Source organism: Devosia sp. FJ2-5-3 (assembly GCF_029201545.1).
In the GTDB taxonomy this organism is placed as follows: Bacteria; Pseudomonadota; Alphaproteobacteria; order Rhizobiales; family Devosiaceae; genus Devosia.
Genome location: NZ_CP104007.1, coordinates 3,907,501 through 3,921,988 on the forward strand (window position 1 = coordinate 3,907,501; position 14,488 = coordinate 3,921,988).

Below are 14,488 nucleotides of genomic sequence, written 5' to 3' on the forward strand. Positions count from 1 at the left end.
GACCTGGGCGAGGCCGCCGCGGAAGCGCCCGACCAGCGCATCGCACCATTTCAGCAGGCGCTCGGACATGGTGCCGGAGTTCATAATCTCGGCGGCGAGGATGAAGAGCGGCACTGCCAGCATGATGTAGTTGGAATACATGCCGTTGAGGAACTGCTCGGCGACGATGCCGGGGTCCTGGCCACGCATGAACAGGTAAAGGATCGAGCCGCAGATCATCGACATGCCCATGGGCAGGCCGAGAAAGGCCAGCACGGTGATCAGCCCGAGGGCCAGGCCGAAGCCGAGGGAAATGGTCATATGCCCGAACTCGCCTTGGTGGGATCGAAGTCCGTCGCATCCTTGCCCCAGACTGCATTCCAGGCGAGGACGAGCTGGCGGATGATCATGGCGACGGCGAAGATGCCGTAGATGGAATAGAGATAGTCGAAGCGGATCTTGAGATAGGCGGTGCGCTCGACCTTCATGAAAAGAATGTAGTCGATGACAGCCGGCAGGGAGAGCGCGAAGAGTGCGACCAGCGTCAGGCTGCTGAAGAGGATCATGCCGCGACGAACATTCGGGCCCACCGAGCCATAGAGAATATCGAAGCGGATTTCCTCGCTGTCTCTTACGACGAAGGCGGTGCCGAACAGCACCATCCAGAGCCACATCACCACGCTGATCTCATGGGTCCAGCCAATGGGCAGGTTGAGGAGATAGCGGAAGACAATCTGGATGATGAAGACGACGAACATGGTCGCCAGCATGGCCGCCAGCAGATTTTCGGCGCGCGCATAAAGCCAGGCGCCGACCCGGCGCAGCTGAGGGGACATGGATATCCTCCGGGACAGATTTGGAGAATGAAGGCGGGGCCCGGCCCCGCCTTCTCCGCAGATCAGAGCGCGTTGATGCGGTCGACGACGCCTTCGGGCCAATCCTTGGCCAGTTCGGATTCGAGATATTTCTGCTGGGCGAAGGTGCGGAAGGCTTCGAGATCCGGCTCATAGATCTTGAGGCCAGCGCTCTTGAAGCGTTCGACGAGCTCAGCTTCGCGTGCCAGATGCTCTTTCTGGCTGAAGTCGATCGCGACCTTGGCGGCAGCGTCGAATTCGGCCTGCTGCTCGGGCGTCATCGCATCCCAGGCGGTCTTGCTGATGACGAGGAGATCAAAGCCGACGAGATGCGAGGTCAGGACGACCTGTTTCATCACTTCATAGAACTTCATGTTCTCGACGTTGGGCAGCGGGTTATCCTGGCCGTCGATGGCGCCGGTCTGCAGGCCCGTATAGACCTCGGCATAGGCCATGGGCGTGGGATTGGCGCCGATCGAGGAGCCGAGGAACTGCCAGGCGTCCCCGCCGGGCATGCGCAGCTTGACCCCGGCCAGATCGGCGGGCGTCTTGATCTCCTTGTCATTGATAAGGCCGACGTGGCGGGCACCGAAATAGGTGGGTCCCAGAATGCGGATGCCGAGCTGGTCTTCGGCCATCTGCTTGAATTCGGCGCCGACTTCGCTGTCAAAGAAAGTCCGCAGATGGTCAGCGTCGCGGAAGAGATAGGCCGAGGTCAGAACCGACCAGGCCGGAATCTGGTTGGAAATATCCTGCGGCGCAATATTGCCCATTTCGAGATTGCCGCGCTGCAGCGCCACCAGCTCGGTGCCCTGCTTGAACAGATTGCCACCGAGATAGGTCTCGATGGTGAAATCGTCAGCAACCTGCGCCGACAGCAGGTTCATCATTTCGGCGCGAATATCGGCCTCGGAAAACACGGCCGAAAAGCGCAAGACCGGCTTGTCCTGCGCCATGGCCGGGAAAGCGGCCGCCAACAAGATGCCACCGACCATGAGGGCGCGGCGCGAAAGCGAAAGAGTCATAATTGTCCTCCCTTGGGCGTTCTTCCCCGGAGGCCTGGCCCCTCGAATTGGGAAAACGCTGAACCATAATGTCCGGCCGCGCAAATTGCGCTTTCCGGCTCATCGGCCACACGCTCCTCCGTGCCAGCCAATCGCACTTTGTACGAAACAGTTCGTTCATGTCAATGCAGGATGGCGAGGCAACTGGTGTTCTATCCTATGATCCATTATATCTCCGATATTCTTGATTTCAACTGCTGAAGCACATGTCCGAATTTGATCTCAGCGCCGAGCCCACTCTGGCCGAAAGCACTTATCAGCGGCTGCGCGCGGATATCGTGGCCTGCACCCTGACACCGGGACAAAAGCTGCGGCTTGACCCGCTGCGGACCCAATATGGCGTGGGGGTGAGCACGTTGCGGGAGATCCTCAATCGGCTCGCGAGCGAAAGTCTTGTCGTGGCCGAGGGGCAGAAGGGGTTTTCCGTGGCCCCGGCAACGGAGGCCGATCTGCGCGAAATCGCCGAATTGCGGCTTTTGCTCGAAGGCCATGCGCTGGCGCTGTCGCTCGAGCGCGGCGATCTCGAATGGGAGGGGCGCGTGGTTGCCGCCCACCACAAGCTGGCGGCAATCGAAAAACGGCTTCTGGCCGGCGAGGCGCGAAACATCGTCGATTGGGTGCGTTATGATTTTTCGTTCCACAATGCGCTGATCTCGGCCTGCGGCTCGGCGGCATTGCTGGCGCTGCACGCGGCGATCTTCGACCGGTTCCTGCGCTACCACATGCTGGCGTCGAGTTTTCGTGGCAAGGGCGTGGTCGGAGATCACCAGGCGCTGTTCGAACTCGCCCTGGCGCGCGACGCCGCAGGGGCCGTCAGCATGCTGGAGGCCCATGTCGAAAAAGGCGTGGAGCACGTACTTTCGACGGGAGCTCTGGCGCGCTGAGCGCAGTCAGGCATGCGCAGCGAAGGTTCTTCCCATTTCGGCGGGATCGGGTTCTAGCCCGGTGAAAAGCTGGAAGGCGCGCACGGCCTGATAAATCGCCATGCCCCCGCCCGGCAGGGTGGGACAGCCCAGTTCGGCCGCCTGCTGCAGCAAATGGGTACGGCGCGGAAAATAGATGATGTCGGCGACCCATTGATGCCCAGCGAGGAGCGCCGGATCGAACGGGGTGCCGGGGTATTTTTCCATGCCCACGGGGGTCGCGTTAACGACGCCGTCGACCCGGGCAAGGATTTCAGGGAGTGCGTCGGGTGGAAGAGCGGTTGCGGCGACGCTCTCTTCGACGAGTTGGGCGGCGAGACTTGAGGCTTTGGCTTGATCGGCATCGACAATGTTGATTTCGCCAACACCCAGCTGGACGAGAGCCCGGGCTACCGCCACCCCTGCCCCGCCGGCGCCGATCTGGAGCACGCGGCTAAGGGAGGCAGATGGCAGGCCGCGCCGAAAGCTTTCGGCAAAGCCCCAGCAATCCGTATTATGGCCGGTGCGGACGCCGTCGCGAAACACCACGGTATTGACCGCGCCGATGGCGGCAGCTTCGGGGGAGAGGCCATCGAGCAGGACGAGCACCGCCTGCTTGAACGGATAGGTAACGTTGACCCCTGCATAGCCCTGTGCCTGGGCCTCGGCGAGAACGGCGTCGAGATCAATGTCCTCAAGGTTTAGCCGGTCAAAATCTATGAGATCATAATTGTAGTCGAGACCGAGGCGTCTTCCCTCGGTTTCGTGCATGATCGGGGAGAGGGACGAGCCGATGCCGCGGCCGAGCAGTCCGATGCGGACCAGCGCGCCGGCAGGCCCGGCGGCCGGCATTGGGGCGATCGCGGCAAAGGCGCGACGCACTCGCTCGTCTTGATCAGCCAATGGCCATGCTCCCCGGCGAGGACGCTTTGCCCCTCTGCCCTTGTCTTGTGCAGCGCCAGCCCGATACAACAGGCGAAGCGATTTGCCCGACGATGTACGAACTGGTTAGTTTAGTCAATTGCGGGTGCGGACGAGAAAGGCGCCTTCATGTCATCTCCTGGTTCCTCCCTGCCGGCCACCGGCCGCAAGGCCACGACGCGCCAGCAGGATCCGGAAGGCACGCGCCAGAACATCATCGAGATCGCGTCCCAGGAATTCGCGCTGAACGGGCTTTCGGGAGCGCGTATCGACGAGATCGCCGCCAAGACTCGCGCCTCCAAGCGCATGATCTATTATTATTTCGGCGACAAGGAAGGGCTCTATCTCAGTGCCCTCGAAAACGCCTATGCGCAGGTGCGGAGCGGTGAAGCCAAGCTCGACATCGAAGGCCTCAGCCCCATGGAGGGGCTGAAGAAGCTCGTCGAATTCACCTTCGAGCATCACCACCAGCATGAAGATTTCATCCGCATGGTGATGATCGAGAATATCCACCATGGTCAGTATCTCGAAAAATCCGGCGTGATCCGCGACCTCAATGTGACCGCCATCGCCCATATCCGCAGTCTTTATGAGCGCGGCTTGGCGGACGGCCTTTTCCGGCCCAATCTCGACCCGCTGGAAATCCATTGGCAGATCAGCGCGTTGTGCTTTTTCAATGTCTCCAACCGGGCGACGTTTTCGCAATTGTTCGCGCGCGATTTCGGCGCCGACGAGATGCAGAGCCGGCTCAAGCAGAACACGATAGACATGGTGCTGCGCTATATGGTGCGGCCGGAAAAGCTGGCTGGGCTCTGATTTTTCCGTCGCCTCGGCGGGGCCTTATGGCGACATAATTCCTTTCTGTCGGTGCTGCCAAGCCTTCAGCACCAAGCCCCTGCCTCGTCACGTTTGTGCGGTGCGATTGACCGGTTGGACTATTCATCCTAACAATGTACGAACTAGTTCGTTTACTGTGGGGTGACGGGCGTGAAGACGTCGATTGCGACTGTGTCGATCAGCGGGGACCTCCGCGAAAAGCTCGAGGCCATTATAGCCGCGGGTTTTGACGGGGTGGAAATCTTTGAGAACGATTTTCTGGCCTACCACCTCTCGGCCGCCGAAGTCGGCGCGATGGCGCGCGATCTGGGGCTCGAAATCACGCTGTTCCAGCCCTTCCGCGACTTCGAAGGATTGCCGGAGCCGCTGCGGGCCAAGGCCTTTGACCGGGCCGAGCGCAAATTCGACCTGATGGAAGCCATGGGTGCGCCGCTGATGCTGGTGTGCTCGAGCGTATCGCCGGCGGCGCTGGGCGGGATCGACCGGGCCGCGTCGGATTTTCATGAGCTGGGGGAGCGGGCGAAAAAGCGTGGGCTGAAGGTAGGTTATGAGGCGCTGGCCTGGGGGCGCCACGTGTTCGATCACCGCGATGCCTGGGAAGTGGTGCGGCGGGCCGACCACCCCAATATCGGGCTGATCCTCGACAGTTTTCACTCTCTCTCGCGGCGCATCCCGTCCGACACGATCCGGTCCATTCCCGGCGACAAGATCTTTATCGTGCAGGTGGCCGATGCGCCCGCCTTCGATATGGATCTGCTCTATTGGAGCCGGCATTTCCGCAATATGCCTGGCGAGGGCGATCTGCCGGTGGTGGACTTTGCCCGCGCCGTGGCGGCGACCGGCTATGACGGGCCGCTATCGCTGGAAATCTTCAACGATCAGTTCCGCTCCGGCGCCCCGGGCACCATTGCCGCCGATGGCCACCGCTCGCTGATCTATCTCAAAGACCAGATGCGTGTGGCCGAGCCGGCGCTGTTTGCCGGTGGGAGCGCCCTGCCCCCGCGCGTGGCGGTGAATGGAGTGTCGTTCGTCGAGTTTGCGACGGGCGGGCGGGACGCGGAGCCGTTGACCAAGCTCTTGGGTCAATTGGGCTTTTCCCGCAGCGGGCAGCACAGGAGCAAGAGCGTCGAGCGCTTCAGCCAGGGCGGGATCAATCTCGTGGTCAACACCGATCGCGAAGGGCTGGCGCATGCGGCCTATCTCGCCCATGGCACCGCGGCCTATGCGATCGGACTTGAGGTCGAGGATGCAGAGGCGACGCTAAACCGGGCCAAAGCGCTCGATGCAAAGCCCTTTTCCCAGCATGTGGGGGAAGGCGAACTCTCCATCCCCGCAATTCGCGGCGTGGGTGGCGGGCTCATCTATTTCCTCGATCAGGGGACCGATCTGGCGCGGGTTTGGGATATCGAGTTCGCGGAAACGGCCGATCAGGCGTCCGACGCCGGACTTATCCGCATTGATCACATCGCCCAGACGATGAATTACGACGAGATGCTGACCTGGATTCTGTTTTATCGGTCGATCTTCGTGGTCGACAAGGGGACGATGGTCGATGTCATCGATCCGGCGGGGCTGGTGCGCAGCCAGGTGATTGCCAATGCCGAGGGGACGTTGCGGCTGACGCTCAACGGGGCGGAAAGTCATCGAACGCTGGCGGGTCATTTCATTGCCGAGACCTTTGGGTCGAGCGTCCAGCACATCGCCTTCGCTTCGCGGGACATTGTCGAGACTGCGAAGGCCATGGAGGCTAATGGCTTGGTTCCGCTCGCGATTTCACCGAACTACTACGATGACCTGGCGGCTCGGATCGATATTGAGCCGGAGCTGATCGCGACGCTCAAGCGCCATAACCTGCTCTATGACCGCGATGGGGCGGGGGAATATTTCCAGTTCTACCTGCCCAGCTTTGCCGATGGGTTCTTCTTCGAAGTCGTCGAGCGCCGGGGTGGCTATTCGGGATATGGCGCCATCAATGCCCCGTTCCGGATCGCAGCGCAAAAGCGGGCGATCCGGCCGGCGAGCGTGCCGCGGCGTTAAACCGGACTGGACGATCCCAACCCACTTATCCCCTTTATCCCCCTTGTGCGACACCGCGGGCAGAGGCCCGGCATAAAGGGGGGCCGAAACCGCGCCATTTTACGCCATGGCGCGGCTGGGGGGAGAAATCAACCCGGCAGGCCAGTGTAGTTTTCGGCGAGGCTCTGTTGGGCGATGCGGGAGCTTGCCAGATAGTCGAAATCGGCGCGCTGGATGCGACGGCCAAAGGCCCCGGCATCGGGGAAAGTGTGGAGGAGACTGGTCATCCACCAGGAGAAGCGCTCCGCCTTCCAGATGCGGTCGAGCACTTTGGCCGAATAGGCATTAATGCCGGCTTCGGACTTTTCTGAAACGGCCTCGATCAGCGCATCGGCGAGGACGGCCACGTCGCTCATGGCCAGGTTAAGGCCCTTGGCGCCGGTGGGCGGCACGATATGGGCGGCATCGCCAGCGAGGAAGAGGCGGCCAAAGCGCAGGGGTTCGGCCACGAAACTGCGCAGCGGGGCGATGGATTTTTCAATGGAGGGGCCGGTTTGCAGGGCTTCGGCCGTCTCGGGATTGAGGCGGGCGCGCAACTCGTCCCAGAAGCGGTCATCGGACCAGGCCTCGACCTTTTCGTCGGTCGGCACCTGCACGTAATAGCGGCTGCGCGTGGGCGAGCGCTGGGAGCAGAGGGCAAAGCCGCGGGCGTGGTGAGCATAGATCAGCTCATCGGCGACCGGCGGCTTGTCGACCAGAATGCCAAGCCAGCCAAAGGGATAGACGCGCTCGAAAGTGGTGAGGGCGGACAGGGGCACGCTCTGGCGGCTGATGCCGTGAAAACCGTCGCAGCCGGCTATATAGTTGGTATCGATGCGATGAGTGACGCCATCCTTGGTGTAGGTGACATAGGGGCTGGTGTCGAAATCATGCAGTTCGACATTTTCGGCGTCGTATATGGTCCGGGCCTGGCGGGCCGCCATCAGATCGCGGGTCACTTCTGTCTGGCCATAGACCATCACATGGCGGCCAATAAGTTCGGTGAAATCAAGGCGTTGGCGGTCGCCGTCAAAGCTCAGTTCAATGCCGTGATGGATGAGGCCCTCTGCATGCATGCGGGCGCCGACGCCGGCGCGGTCCATGAGCTCCATCGTGCCCTGTTCGAGCACGCCGGCGCGAATGCGGCCGAGCACGTAATCGGGGCTCTTACGCTCGAGAATGATGGCGTCGATGCCTGCCAGTTCGAGCAAGCGGCCCAGCATCAGGCCCGCAGGTCCGGCTCCGATAATAGTAACTTCAGTGCGCAATTTGTTACCCCATTGTTAGCATTATCATGCGCGTTGGCGGGGATTGGTGAATGGACAGGGGGTGCATAGTCTTGCACTATCCGAACATGAACCACATTCCGGTCTATGCACTCTATGGCGAGCAGGAGGTGAGCCAGGACTGGCTGCACTGGGAGACCATCCAATCGCGCAGTCGCCTGCATGGCTATCGCATCGCCCCGCACCGGCATGAGCAGTTCTTCCAGGTGCTGCATCTGACGGGCGGGTGGGCAAGGGTCGGCATCGACGATGCCAGTTTCGACATCAGGCATGAGGGCGTGGTGGTGCTGCCGGCGCTGAGCGTGCACGGGTTCCTCTTCAGCGACGATGTGGAGGGTATCGTGGTGACGCTGATGGAGCGGGACCTGGTGGGCATGGGGCTAGGCCTGCCGGGACCGCAGGTGTTGCAGGGGACGAGCCTTTTCATCGGGGACGCGATCGACCGGCTGATCGGTGAGGCAGACCGGCCAGGCAGCGACCATGAGGCGGCGATGCGGGCGCATCTGACACTGCTGCTGGTGGCGCTCAACCGGGCGAGCCAGGAGGCTGCCCCGGCCGGCGGACCGGCGCAGCGGGCGCTGATCCATGCCAAGGCGTTTCGGGCGCTGGTGGACCAGCGGTTTCGCGAGACGCGACGGATTGGGGACTATGCCGAACTTTTGGGGATCAGCCAGACCCATCTCAACCGGGTGTGCCGGGAGGTTCTGGGGGCATCGGCGCTGGAAGTGGTGGAGCGGCGGCTCGCGCTCGAGGCGCGGCGGATGCTGGCTTTTTCATCGCTGTCGATCAAGCAGATCGGGGCGGAGCTGGGCTATGAGGACCCGGCCTATTTTTCGCGGGTGCTGACGCGGGTGCTGGGGGCGCCGCCGGGGGAAATTCGCAAAGGGGCGCTGGAGCGGGAGGGGTGAGGTTTTGGCGGGGGGCGGTCCCCCTCCCTAGCGCCGCCAAGGGCCTTGCGGCCCAAGCTTTGCTACCCTCCTCTCAGGGGGGAGGGTGAATTCAGCGTTTTTGGCGCCGTTGGGCTCGCCGCATTGGGCTGCGCTCGGGCTTGAGCCGAGGGGCGTTGTCCGTGCGCATGAAAATCATCGCGGCTCCCGGAGTGGCCCTCGGGTCGAGCCCGAGGGAAGCTGGTTTCGGGGCTAAAATCCCCCTCCCTAGCGCCGCTGGGGCTTGCGGCCCAAGCTTTGCTACCCTCCCCTCCGGGGCGAGGGTGAATTCGGCGTTTGTGGCGCTGTTAGGTTTCCCCGCATTGGGCTGCGCTCGGGCTTGAGCAGAGGGGTGTTGTCCATGCGCATGAAAATCATCGCGGCTCCCTGAGTGGCCCTCGGGTCGAGCCCGAGGGAAGCTGGTGGTTGATTGCGCGGTTGGGCGTCAGAACGGGTAATGAATGTGGTCGGCGCCCTGGACGGTGATCCAGCGGAGGTCGGTGAATTCGGCGATGCCGGCCTTGCCGCCGAAGCGGCCGTAGCCGGAGGCTTTGACGCCGCCGAAGGGCATCTGGGCTTCGTCGTGGACCGTGGGGCCATTGATATGGCAGATGCCGCTCTGGATGCGGCCGGCGACGGCCATGGCGCGGGTGGTGTCGCGGCCGAAGACGGCAGCGGCGAGGCCATATTCGGTGTCGTTGGCAACGCGCACGGCTTCATCGACGCCGCTGACGCGGGTGACCGCGACGATGGGGCCGAAGCTTTCCTCGTGGTAGATCTTCATTTCGGCGGTGACATTGTCGAGGACGGTGGCTTCCATGATGGCGCCGTCAATGCCGCCACCGGCGAGGATTGTTGCGCCCTTGGCCACCGCGTCCTTGATGAGGCCATCGATGCGCTGGGCCGCCGAGGCATCGACCAGGCACCCGAGCGGGGTGTTGTTTTCGCGCGGATCGCCGGCCTTGAGCGATTTTGCCTTGGTGGCCAGCGCCGTGACGAATTCATCGGCGATGGCGGCATCGACGACGATGCGCTCGGTCGACATGCAGATCTGGCCCTGGTTCATATAGGCGCCGAAGGCGGCAGCGGCGACGGCCTCAGAGATATCGGCATCATCGAGGACGACGAAGGGCGCCTTGCCGCCGAGTTCGAGCAGGGCGGGCTTCAGGTTCCTTGCCGCCAGCTCGGCGATGTGGCGACCGACCTTGGTGGAGCCGGTGAAATTGACGCGGCGGATGGCCTTGTGGGCGATCAGCGCCTCGACCAGCTGTGGAGCATCGGCCGGGGCATTGGACACCACATTGAGCACGCCCTTGGGCAGGCCCGCCTCGACCAGCACTTCGGCAATGAGGCGATGGGTGCGCGGGCAAATCTCGCTGGATTTGAAAACCACGGTATTGCCGCAGGCGAGCGGGGTGGCGATGGCGCGAACGCCCAGAATGACCGGGGCATTCCACGGCGCGATGGAGAGCACGACGCCCGCTGCCTGGCGCACGCCATAGGCCGTCGAGCCCGGGCGGTTGGAGGGGATGATCTCGCCGGTGATCTGGGTGGTGAGGCCCGCTGCTTCGCGCAGCATTTCGGCCGAGAGCATGACATTGAACCCGGCCCAGCCGGCGGTGGCGCCGGTTTCGGCGGCCATGGCGGCGATGAAATCGGGGGCTCTGGCGTCGAGCTTGTCGGCGGCGGCGAGGAGAATCTTGCGGCGGGCCGCGGGCGGGGTCTGGCTCCAGCCAGGGAAAGCAGCGGCGGCGGCATCGGCTGCGCGCAGTGCATCATCCAGTGTGGCGGCAGCGGCGCTTGTCGCCAGCTCGCCAGTCATGGGGTTGTGACGCTCGAAGCTGGCCCCGCCACTGGCTTGGACGTCCTGATTGTCGATCAGCAGGCTGAGAGCGTTCATGCAGCGTACTCCGGTTTCGTTCGATGGCTCAGCTCGGAGATAGGCTCCGCAGCCGAAAATGCAAAGGGAGACAAGAAAGAAGGCAATGGCAAGACCCTGGCTGGCGCTTCAAGGACGCAGCCGCGCGGCAATGTCGCGGACGGCCTGCATCAGCGCCTGGGCGGCGAGGCCGGGGGCAGCATCGGCGCGGGTGGTGAAGCCGACCGGGCCCAGGGTTTCCGTCGTATCGACCGGCAGCAGCGCCAATTGCCCGTCGCCCACGTCGCGGGCAACGACGCCTTCGGAAATGATCCAGACCGCATCGGTTTGGCGCACATAGGAGCGCCCGAAGGCATCGGAGATGGTTTCGATTTCGTCGCGCAGAGCGGTGAGCCCATGGGTGCGGAGGAGCCGTTCGACCAGCGGGCGAATGACCGAGCCGGGCGTGGGCATCAGCACCTGGTAAGGCTCTATGCTTTTGAGCGTGAAATCGGGGCGGCCCAGCAGGGGATGGCCGGGCCGAACCACCATGGCGACGCGCTCGGAATAAAGATGCTCGAAGGCGAGGCCCAGCATGGCCTCGGGTTCGGCCATGCGGCCGATGACGAGATCGACATCCCCGGTGCGCAGGCGTGTGAGGAGATAGTCATTGGGGCCGGTGACGATGCGCGTATGCACGCCCGGCTGGTGGGTGGTGAAGGTCTGGACGGCCTCGGGCAGGATGCGGGCGGAAACCGTGGGGAGCGCGCCGATGCGGACCAATGCGCTTTCGGCTCCGGTGCGGGCGGCGTCGATCCCCTGGCGGAGGGCCGCGATGGCGGTCGCGGCGTAGCGGTAAAACACGTCGCCAAAGGCGGTGAGCTGGAGCTTGCGGCGGCCGCGATCGAAGAGCGGGGCGCCGAGAATGTCCTCAAGATCCTGCACGGTCTTGGTGGCGGCAGGCTGGCTGATATTGAGGGCCTCGGCGGCACGAACCATGCTGCGGAGGCGCGCGACTTCGAGGAAGCAGGCCAGATGGCGCAGTTTTATGCGGGGATCGATGAGGCGCTCACGCATTGAGGGTTCCGGTTATCGAAATCGGCACAGGCCTGCCCCAAATCGGGATTTGAATAATCAGGCGGTTATACTGTTGCCGATCTTTATCATTTTACTCGCGGGGCGACAGGGGATTAAATCGGGCTGAAGAGGGGATCAGCATGCTTTTTGCAGAGATTGGCGGCGTGGTGCTGCATTACCGGGTCAACGGAGCGGCGGGCGCGCCGGTGGTGGCGCTGGCCAATTCGCTGGGCACGGACGCGCGCATCTGGGACGGGGTGATTGCGCGGCTGGCCGAGACCTATCGCGTCATTTCCTATGACAAGCGCGGGCACGGGCTGAGCGATGCGCCGGCCGGGGAGTATCGCCTTGAGCAGCATATCGACGATCTTTCCGGACTGCTCCATCATCTCGGTGTCGATGAACTGGCGCTGGGCGGGGTCTCGGTCGGCGGGCTGATCGCGCAGGGTTTTGCGCTCAAGCACCCGGGGCGGCTCAGGGCACTGGTGCTGTGCGACACGGCGCCGAAAGTGGGCGACGGGGCGTTCTGGGCGGCGCGGATGGACAAGGTTTTGTCCGAAGGGCTCGGGGCCATTGCCGATGGGATCATGGAGCGCTGGTTCAGCCCGGGATTTCGCGAGAATGAGAAGATCGCGCTGGCCGGGTGGCGGAATATGTTCTTGCGCGCCGACCCCAAGGGCTATGCGGCGACCTGCGCGACATTGCGCGATGCCGATCTGCGGGGCGATATTGGGAAGATCGACGTGCCGACGCTGGTGGTGGCGGGGGAGGATGACCTCGCAACGCCGCCCGATCTCGTGCGCAGGACGGCCGAGGCGATCCCCGGCGCGCGCTTTGTGAGCCTGCCGGGGGTGGGCCATATTCCTTCCATCGAGCGGCCGGCGGAACTGGCGACGCTGATGGCGGATTTTTTCAAGGAGGCCGGTCATGGCTGACAAGACGCGGTTCGAGCAGGGGATGGAAACACGCCGCTCGGTGCTGGGCGATGCGCATGTGGACCGGGCGAGCGCGCGGGCAACGCCGTTCGACACCGACTTCCAGACTTTTATTACCGAAGGCGCCTGGGGCTCGGTATGGTCGCGGCCGGGGCTGACGAAGCGCGAGCGCTCGCTGATCACTCTGGCGCTGCTGGCAGCGGCGGGGCATGACGAGGAGGTCGCCATGCATGTGCGGGCGACGGAAAATACCGGGGCGAGCCCGGACGACATCAAGGAAGCGCTGCTGCATGTGGCCGTCTATGCCGGCGTGCCGGCGGCCAATCGCGCCTTCCGGATCGCCAAGGAAGAACTGGCAAAGCGTAAGGAGGGCGCGCAATGAGTGGCATTATTCTGCCGGGAGAAGACGGGGCGCTCTATCAGCGCGACATGGCCTGGCATCCGCCAGCCAATACGCCCGGATATAAGAGCACGACCTTCCGGGCGCCGCGCCATAGTCTTCTGTCACTGGGACCGACAAAGTCGGAGCTGACGGGGCCGACCTTTGGGCATGAAAAGCTCGGGCCGCTCGACAATGATCTCATTCGCAATTTCAGCCAGGACGGCACCGAGGCCATCGGGCAGCGGATGATCGTCTATGGTCAGGTGCTGGACGAGAATGCGCGCGCCGTGCCCAATACGCTGGTGGAATTCTGGCAGGCCAATGCCGGCGGGCGCTATCGCCACAAGAAGGAAGGCTATCTGGCTGCACTCGACCCCAATTTCGGCGGGTTCGGGCGGGCGCTGACCGATTCAAACGGTTTTTATTCGTTCCGCACCGTCAAGCCGGGCGCCTATCCCTGGCCCAATGGCGGCAATGACTGGCGGCCGGCCCATATCCACTTCTCGGTCTTCGGCCACGCCTTTGCACAGCGGCTGATCACCCAGATGTATTTCGAGGGCGACCCAATGATCTGGCAGTGCCCGATTGTCGGCACCGTGCCGGACAAGGCCGGGATCGAGCAGCTGATCGCAAAACTGGACCGGCACAATACGACACCGATGGATGCGCTGGCCTATCGTTTCGATATCGTGCTGCGCGGCCGCCGCTCGACCATGTTCGAGAACAAAATGGAGGGGAACTGATGTTGCACCCGACCCCGATCCTGAAGGAAACCCCGTCGCAGACGGCGGGGCCCTATGTGCATATCGGTCTGACGCCGAACTTTGCCGAACTGGGGGGCGTCTATGACGACCCCGGCAAGACTATGCTGACGCCGGATACCAAGGGCGAGCGCATCGACATCGTCGTGCGGGTCATCGATGGCAGCGGCGTACCGGTGGGGGATGCGGTCGTCGAAATCTGGCAGGCCGATGGCGACGGGCAGTTCGCGGCGCCGACCACGCGAAACTTCAATGCGGCGCCGGCCTATACCGGATGGGGGCGCCAGCCGGCCAATGGCGAGGGCGTCTTGACGTTCGAGACGATCAAGCCCGGCCCGGTGGAGGGGCGGGACGGCAAGCTGCAGGCGCCGCATGTCAGCCTCTGGATCGTGGCGCGCGGGATCAATATCGGGCTGATGACACGGCTTTATTTTGAGGACGAGGCCGCGGCCAATGAGAGTGACTATGTGCTCGGCAAGATCATGGACAAGCGGCGGCGCACGACGCTGATTGCAAGGCGTGAAGAGGGGGCGGTGCCGAAATATGTGCTGGATATCCATCTCCAGGGGGAGAAGGAGACGGTGTTTTTTGATTTTTGATTTTTTTGGGTTTGGGGCTCTCGATACCCCCTCCTAGCCTCCCCCTGATAGG

The 14,488-nt window shown here is 63.2% G+C and carries 15 protein-coding genes (1 of these 15 cut by a window edge); 8 read left to right on the forward strand and 7 right to left on the reverse strand.

The window, feature by feature from the left end; all coding sequences use genetic code 11:
- The 3 genes from N0P34_RS18755 to dctP all read right to left on the reverse strand — a co-directional run.
- Positions 1 to 300, reverse strand: the start of a protein-coding gene (locus N0P34_RS18755; protein WP_275604723.1) for a TRAP transporter large permease. 1,008 nt of this gene lie to the left of the window's left edge; the window shows 300 of its 1,308 coding nt (coding positions 1-300); the start codon lies at positions 298 to 300; the stop codon falls past the left edge of the window.
- Positions 297 to 815, reverse strand: a complete 519-nt coding sequence (locus N0P34_RS18760) for a TRAP transporter small permease subunit (RefSeq protein WP_275604724.1) — start codon at positions 813 to 815, stop codon at positions 297 to 299. The genes N0P34_RS18755 and N0P34_RS18760 overlap by 4 nt, the downstream gene beginning before the upstream one ends.
- A 62-nt stretch (positions 816 to 877) precedes the next feature.
- Positions 878 to 1,858 carry a TRAP transporter substrate-binding protein DctP gene (gene dctP, locus N0P34_RS18765; RefSeq protein ID WP_275604725.1) on the reverse strand — a complete coding sequence of 327 codons (981 nt, stop codon included), beginning with the start codon at positions 1,856 to 1,858 and terminating at the stop codon, positions 878 to 880.
- Between the two features lie 245 nt (positions 1,859 to 2,103).
- On the opposite strand from dctP, the gene N0P34_RS18770 reads away from it, so the two are divergent.
- Positions 2,104 to 2,781 (forward strand): FCD domain-containing protein, encoded by a 678-nt coding sequence (locus N0P34_RS18770; RefSeq protein ID WP_275604726.1) that lies wholly within the window; start codon positions 2,104 to 2,106, stop codon positions 2,779 to 2,781.
- Positions 2,782 to 2,787: 6 nt separating this feature from the next.
- On the opposite strand, the gene N0P34_RS18775 is transcribed toward N0P34_RS18770, so the two are convergent.
- Positions 2,788 to 3,651, reverse strand: coding sequence for a shikimate dehydrogenase (locus N0P34_RS18775; protein ID WP_275607027.1), 864 nt, complete (start codon positions 3,649 to 3,651; stop codon positions 2,788 to 2,790).
- A gap of 198 nt (positions 3,652 to 3,849) precedes the next feature.
- On the opposite strand from N0P34_RS18775, the gene N0P34_RS18780 reads away from it, so the two are divergent.
- Together N0P34_RS18780 and N0P34_RS18785 are read left to right on the forward strand one after the other, a co-directional pair.
- Complete coding sequence (locus N0P34_RS18780; RefSeq protein ID WP_275604727.1) at positions 3,850 to 4,536, forward strand: TetR/AcrR family transcriptional regulator; 687 nt, start codon at positions 3,850 to 3,852, stop codon at positions 4,534 to 4,536.
- A 171-nt stretch (positions 4,537 to 4,707) separates the two neighbouring features.
- On the forward strand, positions 4,708 to 6,594 hold the full coding sequence (locus tag N0P34_RS18785) for a sugar phosphate isomerase/epimerase and 4-hydroxyphenylpyruvate domain-containing protein (RefSeq protein WP_275604728.1): 1,887 nt from the start codon (positions 4,708 to 4,710) through the stop codon (positions 6,592 to 6,594).
- Between the two features lie 128 nt (positions 6,595 to 6,722).
- Here N0P34_RS18785 and pobA read toward each other — a convergent pair whose 3' ends face one another.
- Positions 6,723 to 7,880, reverse strand: coding sequence for a 4-hydroxybenzoate 3-monooxygenase (gene pobA, locus N0P34_RS18790; protein ID WP_275604729.1), 1,158 nt, complete (start codon positions 7,878 to 7,880; stop codon positions 6,723 to 6,725).
- Between the two features lie 71 nt (positions 7,881 to 7,951).
- Between pobA and N0P34_RS18795 the strand changes: the two genes are divergently transcribed.
- On the forward strand, positions 7,952 to 8,806 hold the full coding sequence (locus tag N0P34_RS18795) for a helix-turn-helix domain-containing protein (RefSeq protein ID WP_275604730.1): 855 nt from the start codon (positions 7,952 to 7,954) through the stop codon (positions 8,804 to 8,806).
- A 463-nt stretch (positions 8,807 to 9,269) separates the two neighbouring features.
- Here the strand turns inward: N0P34_RS18795 and N0P34_RS18800 are convergent, their stop codons facing one another.
- A complete protein-coding gene (locus N0P34_RS18800; protein ID WP_275604731.1) occupies positions 9,270 to 10,724 on the reverse strand; it encodes an aldehyde dehydrogenase in 1,455 nt (484 codons plus the stop codon).
- 108 nt (positions 10,725 to 10,832) lie between these two features.
- Positions 10,833 to 11,759, reverse strand: a complete 927-nt coding sequence (pcaQ, locus tag N0P34_RS18805) for a pca operon transcription factor PcaQ (RefSeq protein ID WP_275604732.1) — start codon at positions 11,757 to 11,759, stop codon at positions 10,833 to 10,835.
- Between the two features lie 140 nt (positions 11,760 to 11,899).
- Here pcaQ and pcaD point away from each other — a divergent pair, with 140 nt between their 5' ends.
- Genes pcaD through pcaG form a run of 4 tightly spaced genes read left to right on the forward strand, consistent with a single transcriptional unit; the run spans position 11,900 to position 14,436 of the window.
- Positions 11,900 to 12,694, forward strand: a complete 795-nt coding sequence (gene pcaD, locus N0P34_RS18810; protein WP_275604733.1) for a 3-oxoadipate enol-lactonase — start codon at positions 11,900 to 11,902, stop codon at positions 12,692 to 12,694.
- Complete coding sequence (gene pcaC, locus N0P34_RS18815; RefSeq protein ID WP_275604734.1) at positions 12,687 to 13,076, forward strand: 4-carboxymuconolactone decarboxylase; 390 nt, start codon at positions 12,687 to 12,689, stop codon at positions 13,074 to 13,076. The genes pcaD and pcaC overlap by 8 nt, the downstream gene beginning before the upstream one ends.
- Positions 13,073 to 13,819, forward strand: coding sequence for a protocatechuate 3,4-dioxygenase subunit beta (gene pcaH, locus N0P34_RS18820; protein WP_275604735.1), 747 nt, complete (start codon positions 13,073 to 13,075; stop codon positions 13,817 to 13,819). The genes pcaC and pcaH overlap by 4 nt, the downstream gene beginning before the upstream one ends.
- Complete coding sequence (gene pcaG, locus N0P34_RS18825; RefSeq protein WP_275604736.1) at positions 13,819 to 14,436, forward strand: protocatechuate 3,4-dioxygenase subunit alpha; 618 nt, start codon at positions 13,819 to 13,821, stop codon at positions 14,434 to 14,436. Before pcaH ends, pcaG begins: the two co-directional genes overlap by 1 nt.
- Positions 14,437 to 14,488 lie beyond the last annotated feature (52 nt).

Coding starts and splice junctions, on each gene's coding strand:
- N0P34_RS18760 (WP_275604724.1), bottom strand. CDS start 815: ATGTCCCCTCAGCTGCGCCGGGTCGGCGCCTGGCTTTATGCGCGCGCC.
- dctP (WP_275604725.1), bottom strand. CDS start 1,858: ATGACTCTTTCGCTTTCGCGCCGCGCCCTCATGGTCGGTGGCATCTTG.
- N0P34_RS18770 (WP_275604726.1), top strand. CDS start 2,104: ATGTCCGAATTTGATCTCAGCGCCGAGCCCACTCTGGCCGAAAGCACT.
- N0P34_RS18775 (WP_275607027.1), bottom strand. CDS start 3,651: ATGCCGGCCGCCGGGCCTGCCGGCGCGCTGGTCCGCATCGGACTGCTC.
- N0P34_RS18780 (WP_275604727.1), top strand. CDS start 3,850: ATGTCATCTCCTGGTTCCTCCCTGCCGGCCACCGGCCGCAAGGCCACG.
- N0P34_RS18800 (WP_275604731.1), bottom strand. CDS start 10,724: ATGAACGCTCTCAGCCTGCTGATCGACAATCAGGACGTCCAAGCCAGT.
- pcaQ (WP_275604732.1), bottom strand. CDS start 11,759: ATGCGTGAGCGCCTCATCGATCCCCGCATAAAACTGCGCCATCTGGCC.
- pcaD (WP_275604733.1), top strand. CDS start 11,900: ATGCTTTTTGCAGAGATTGGCGGCGTGGTGCTGCATTACCGGGTCAAC.
- pcaC (WP_275604734.1), top strand. CDS start 12,687: ATGGCTGACAAGACGCGGTTCGAGCAGGGGATGGAAACACGCCGCTCG.
- pcaH (WP_275604735.1), top strand. CDS start 13,073: ATGAGTGGCATTATTCTGCCGGGAGAAGACGGGGCGCTCTATCAGCGC.
- pcaG (WP_275604736.1), top strand. CDS start 13,819: ATGTTGCACCCGACCCCGATCCTGAAGGAAACCCCGTCGCAGACGGCG.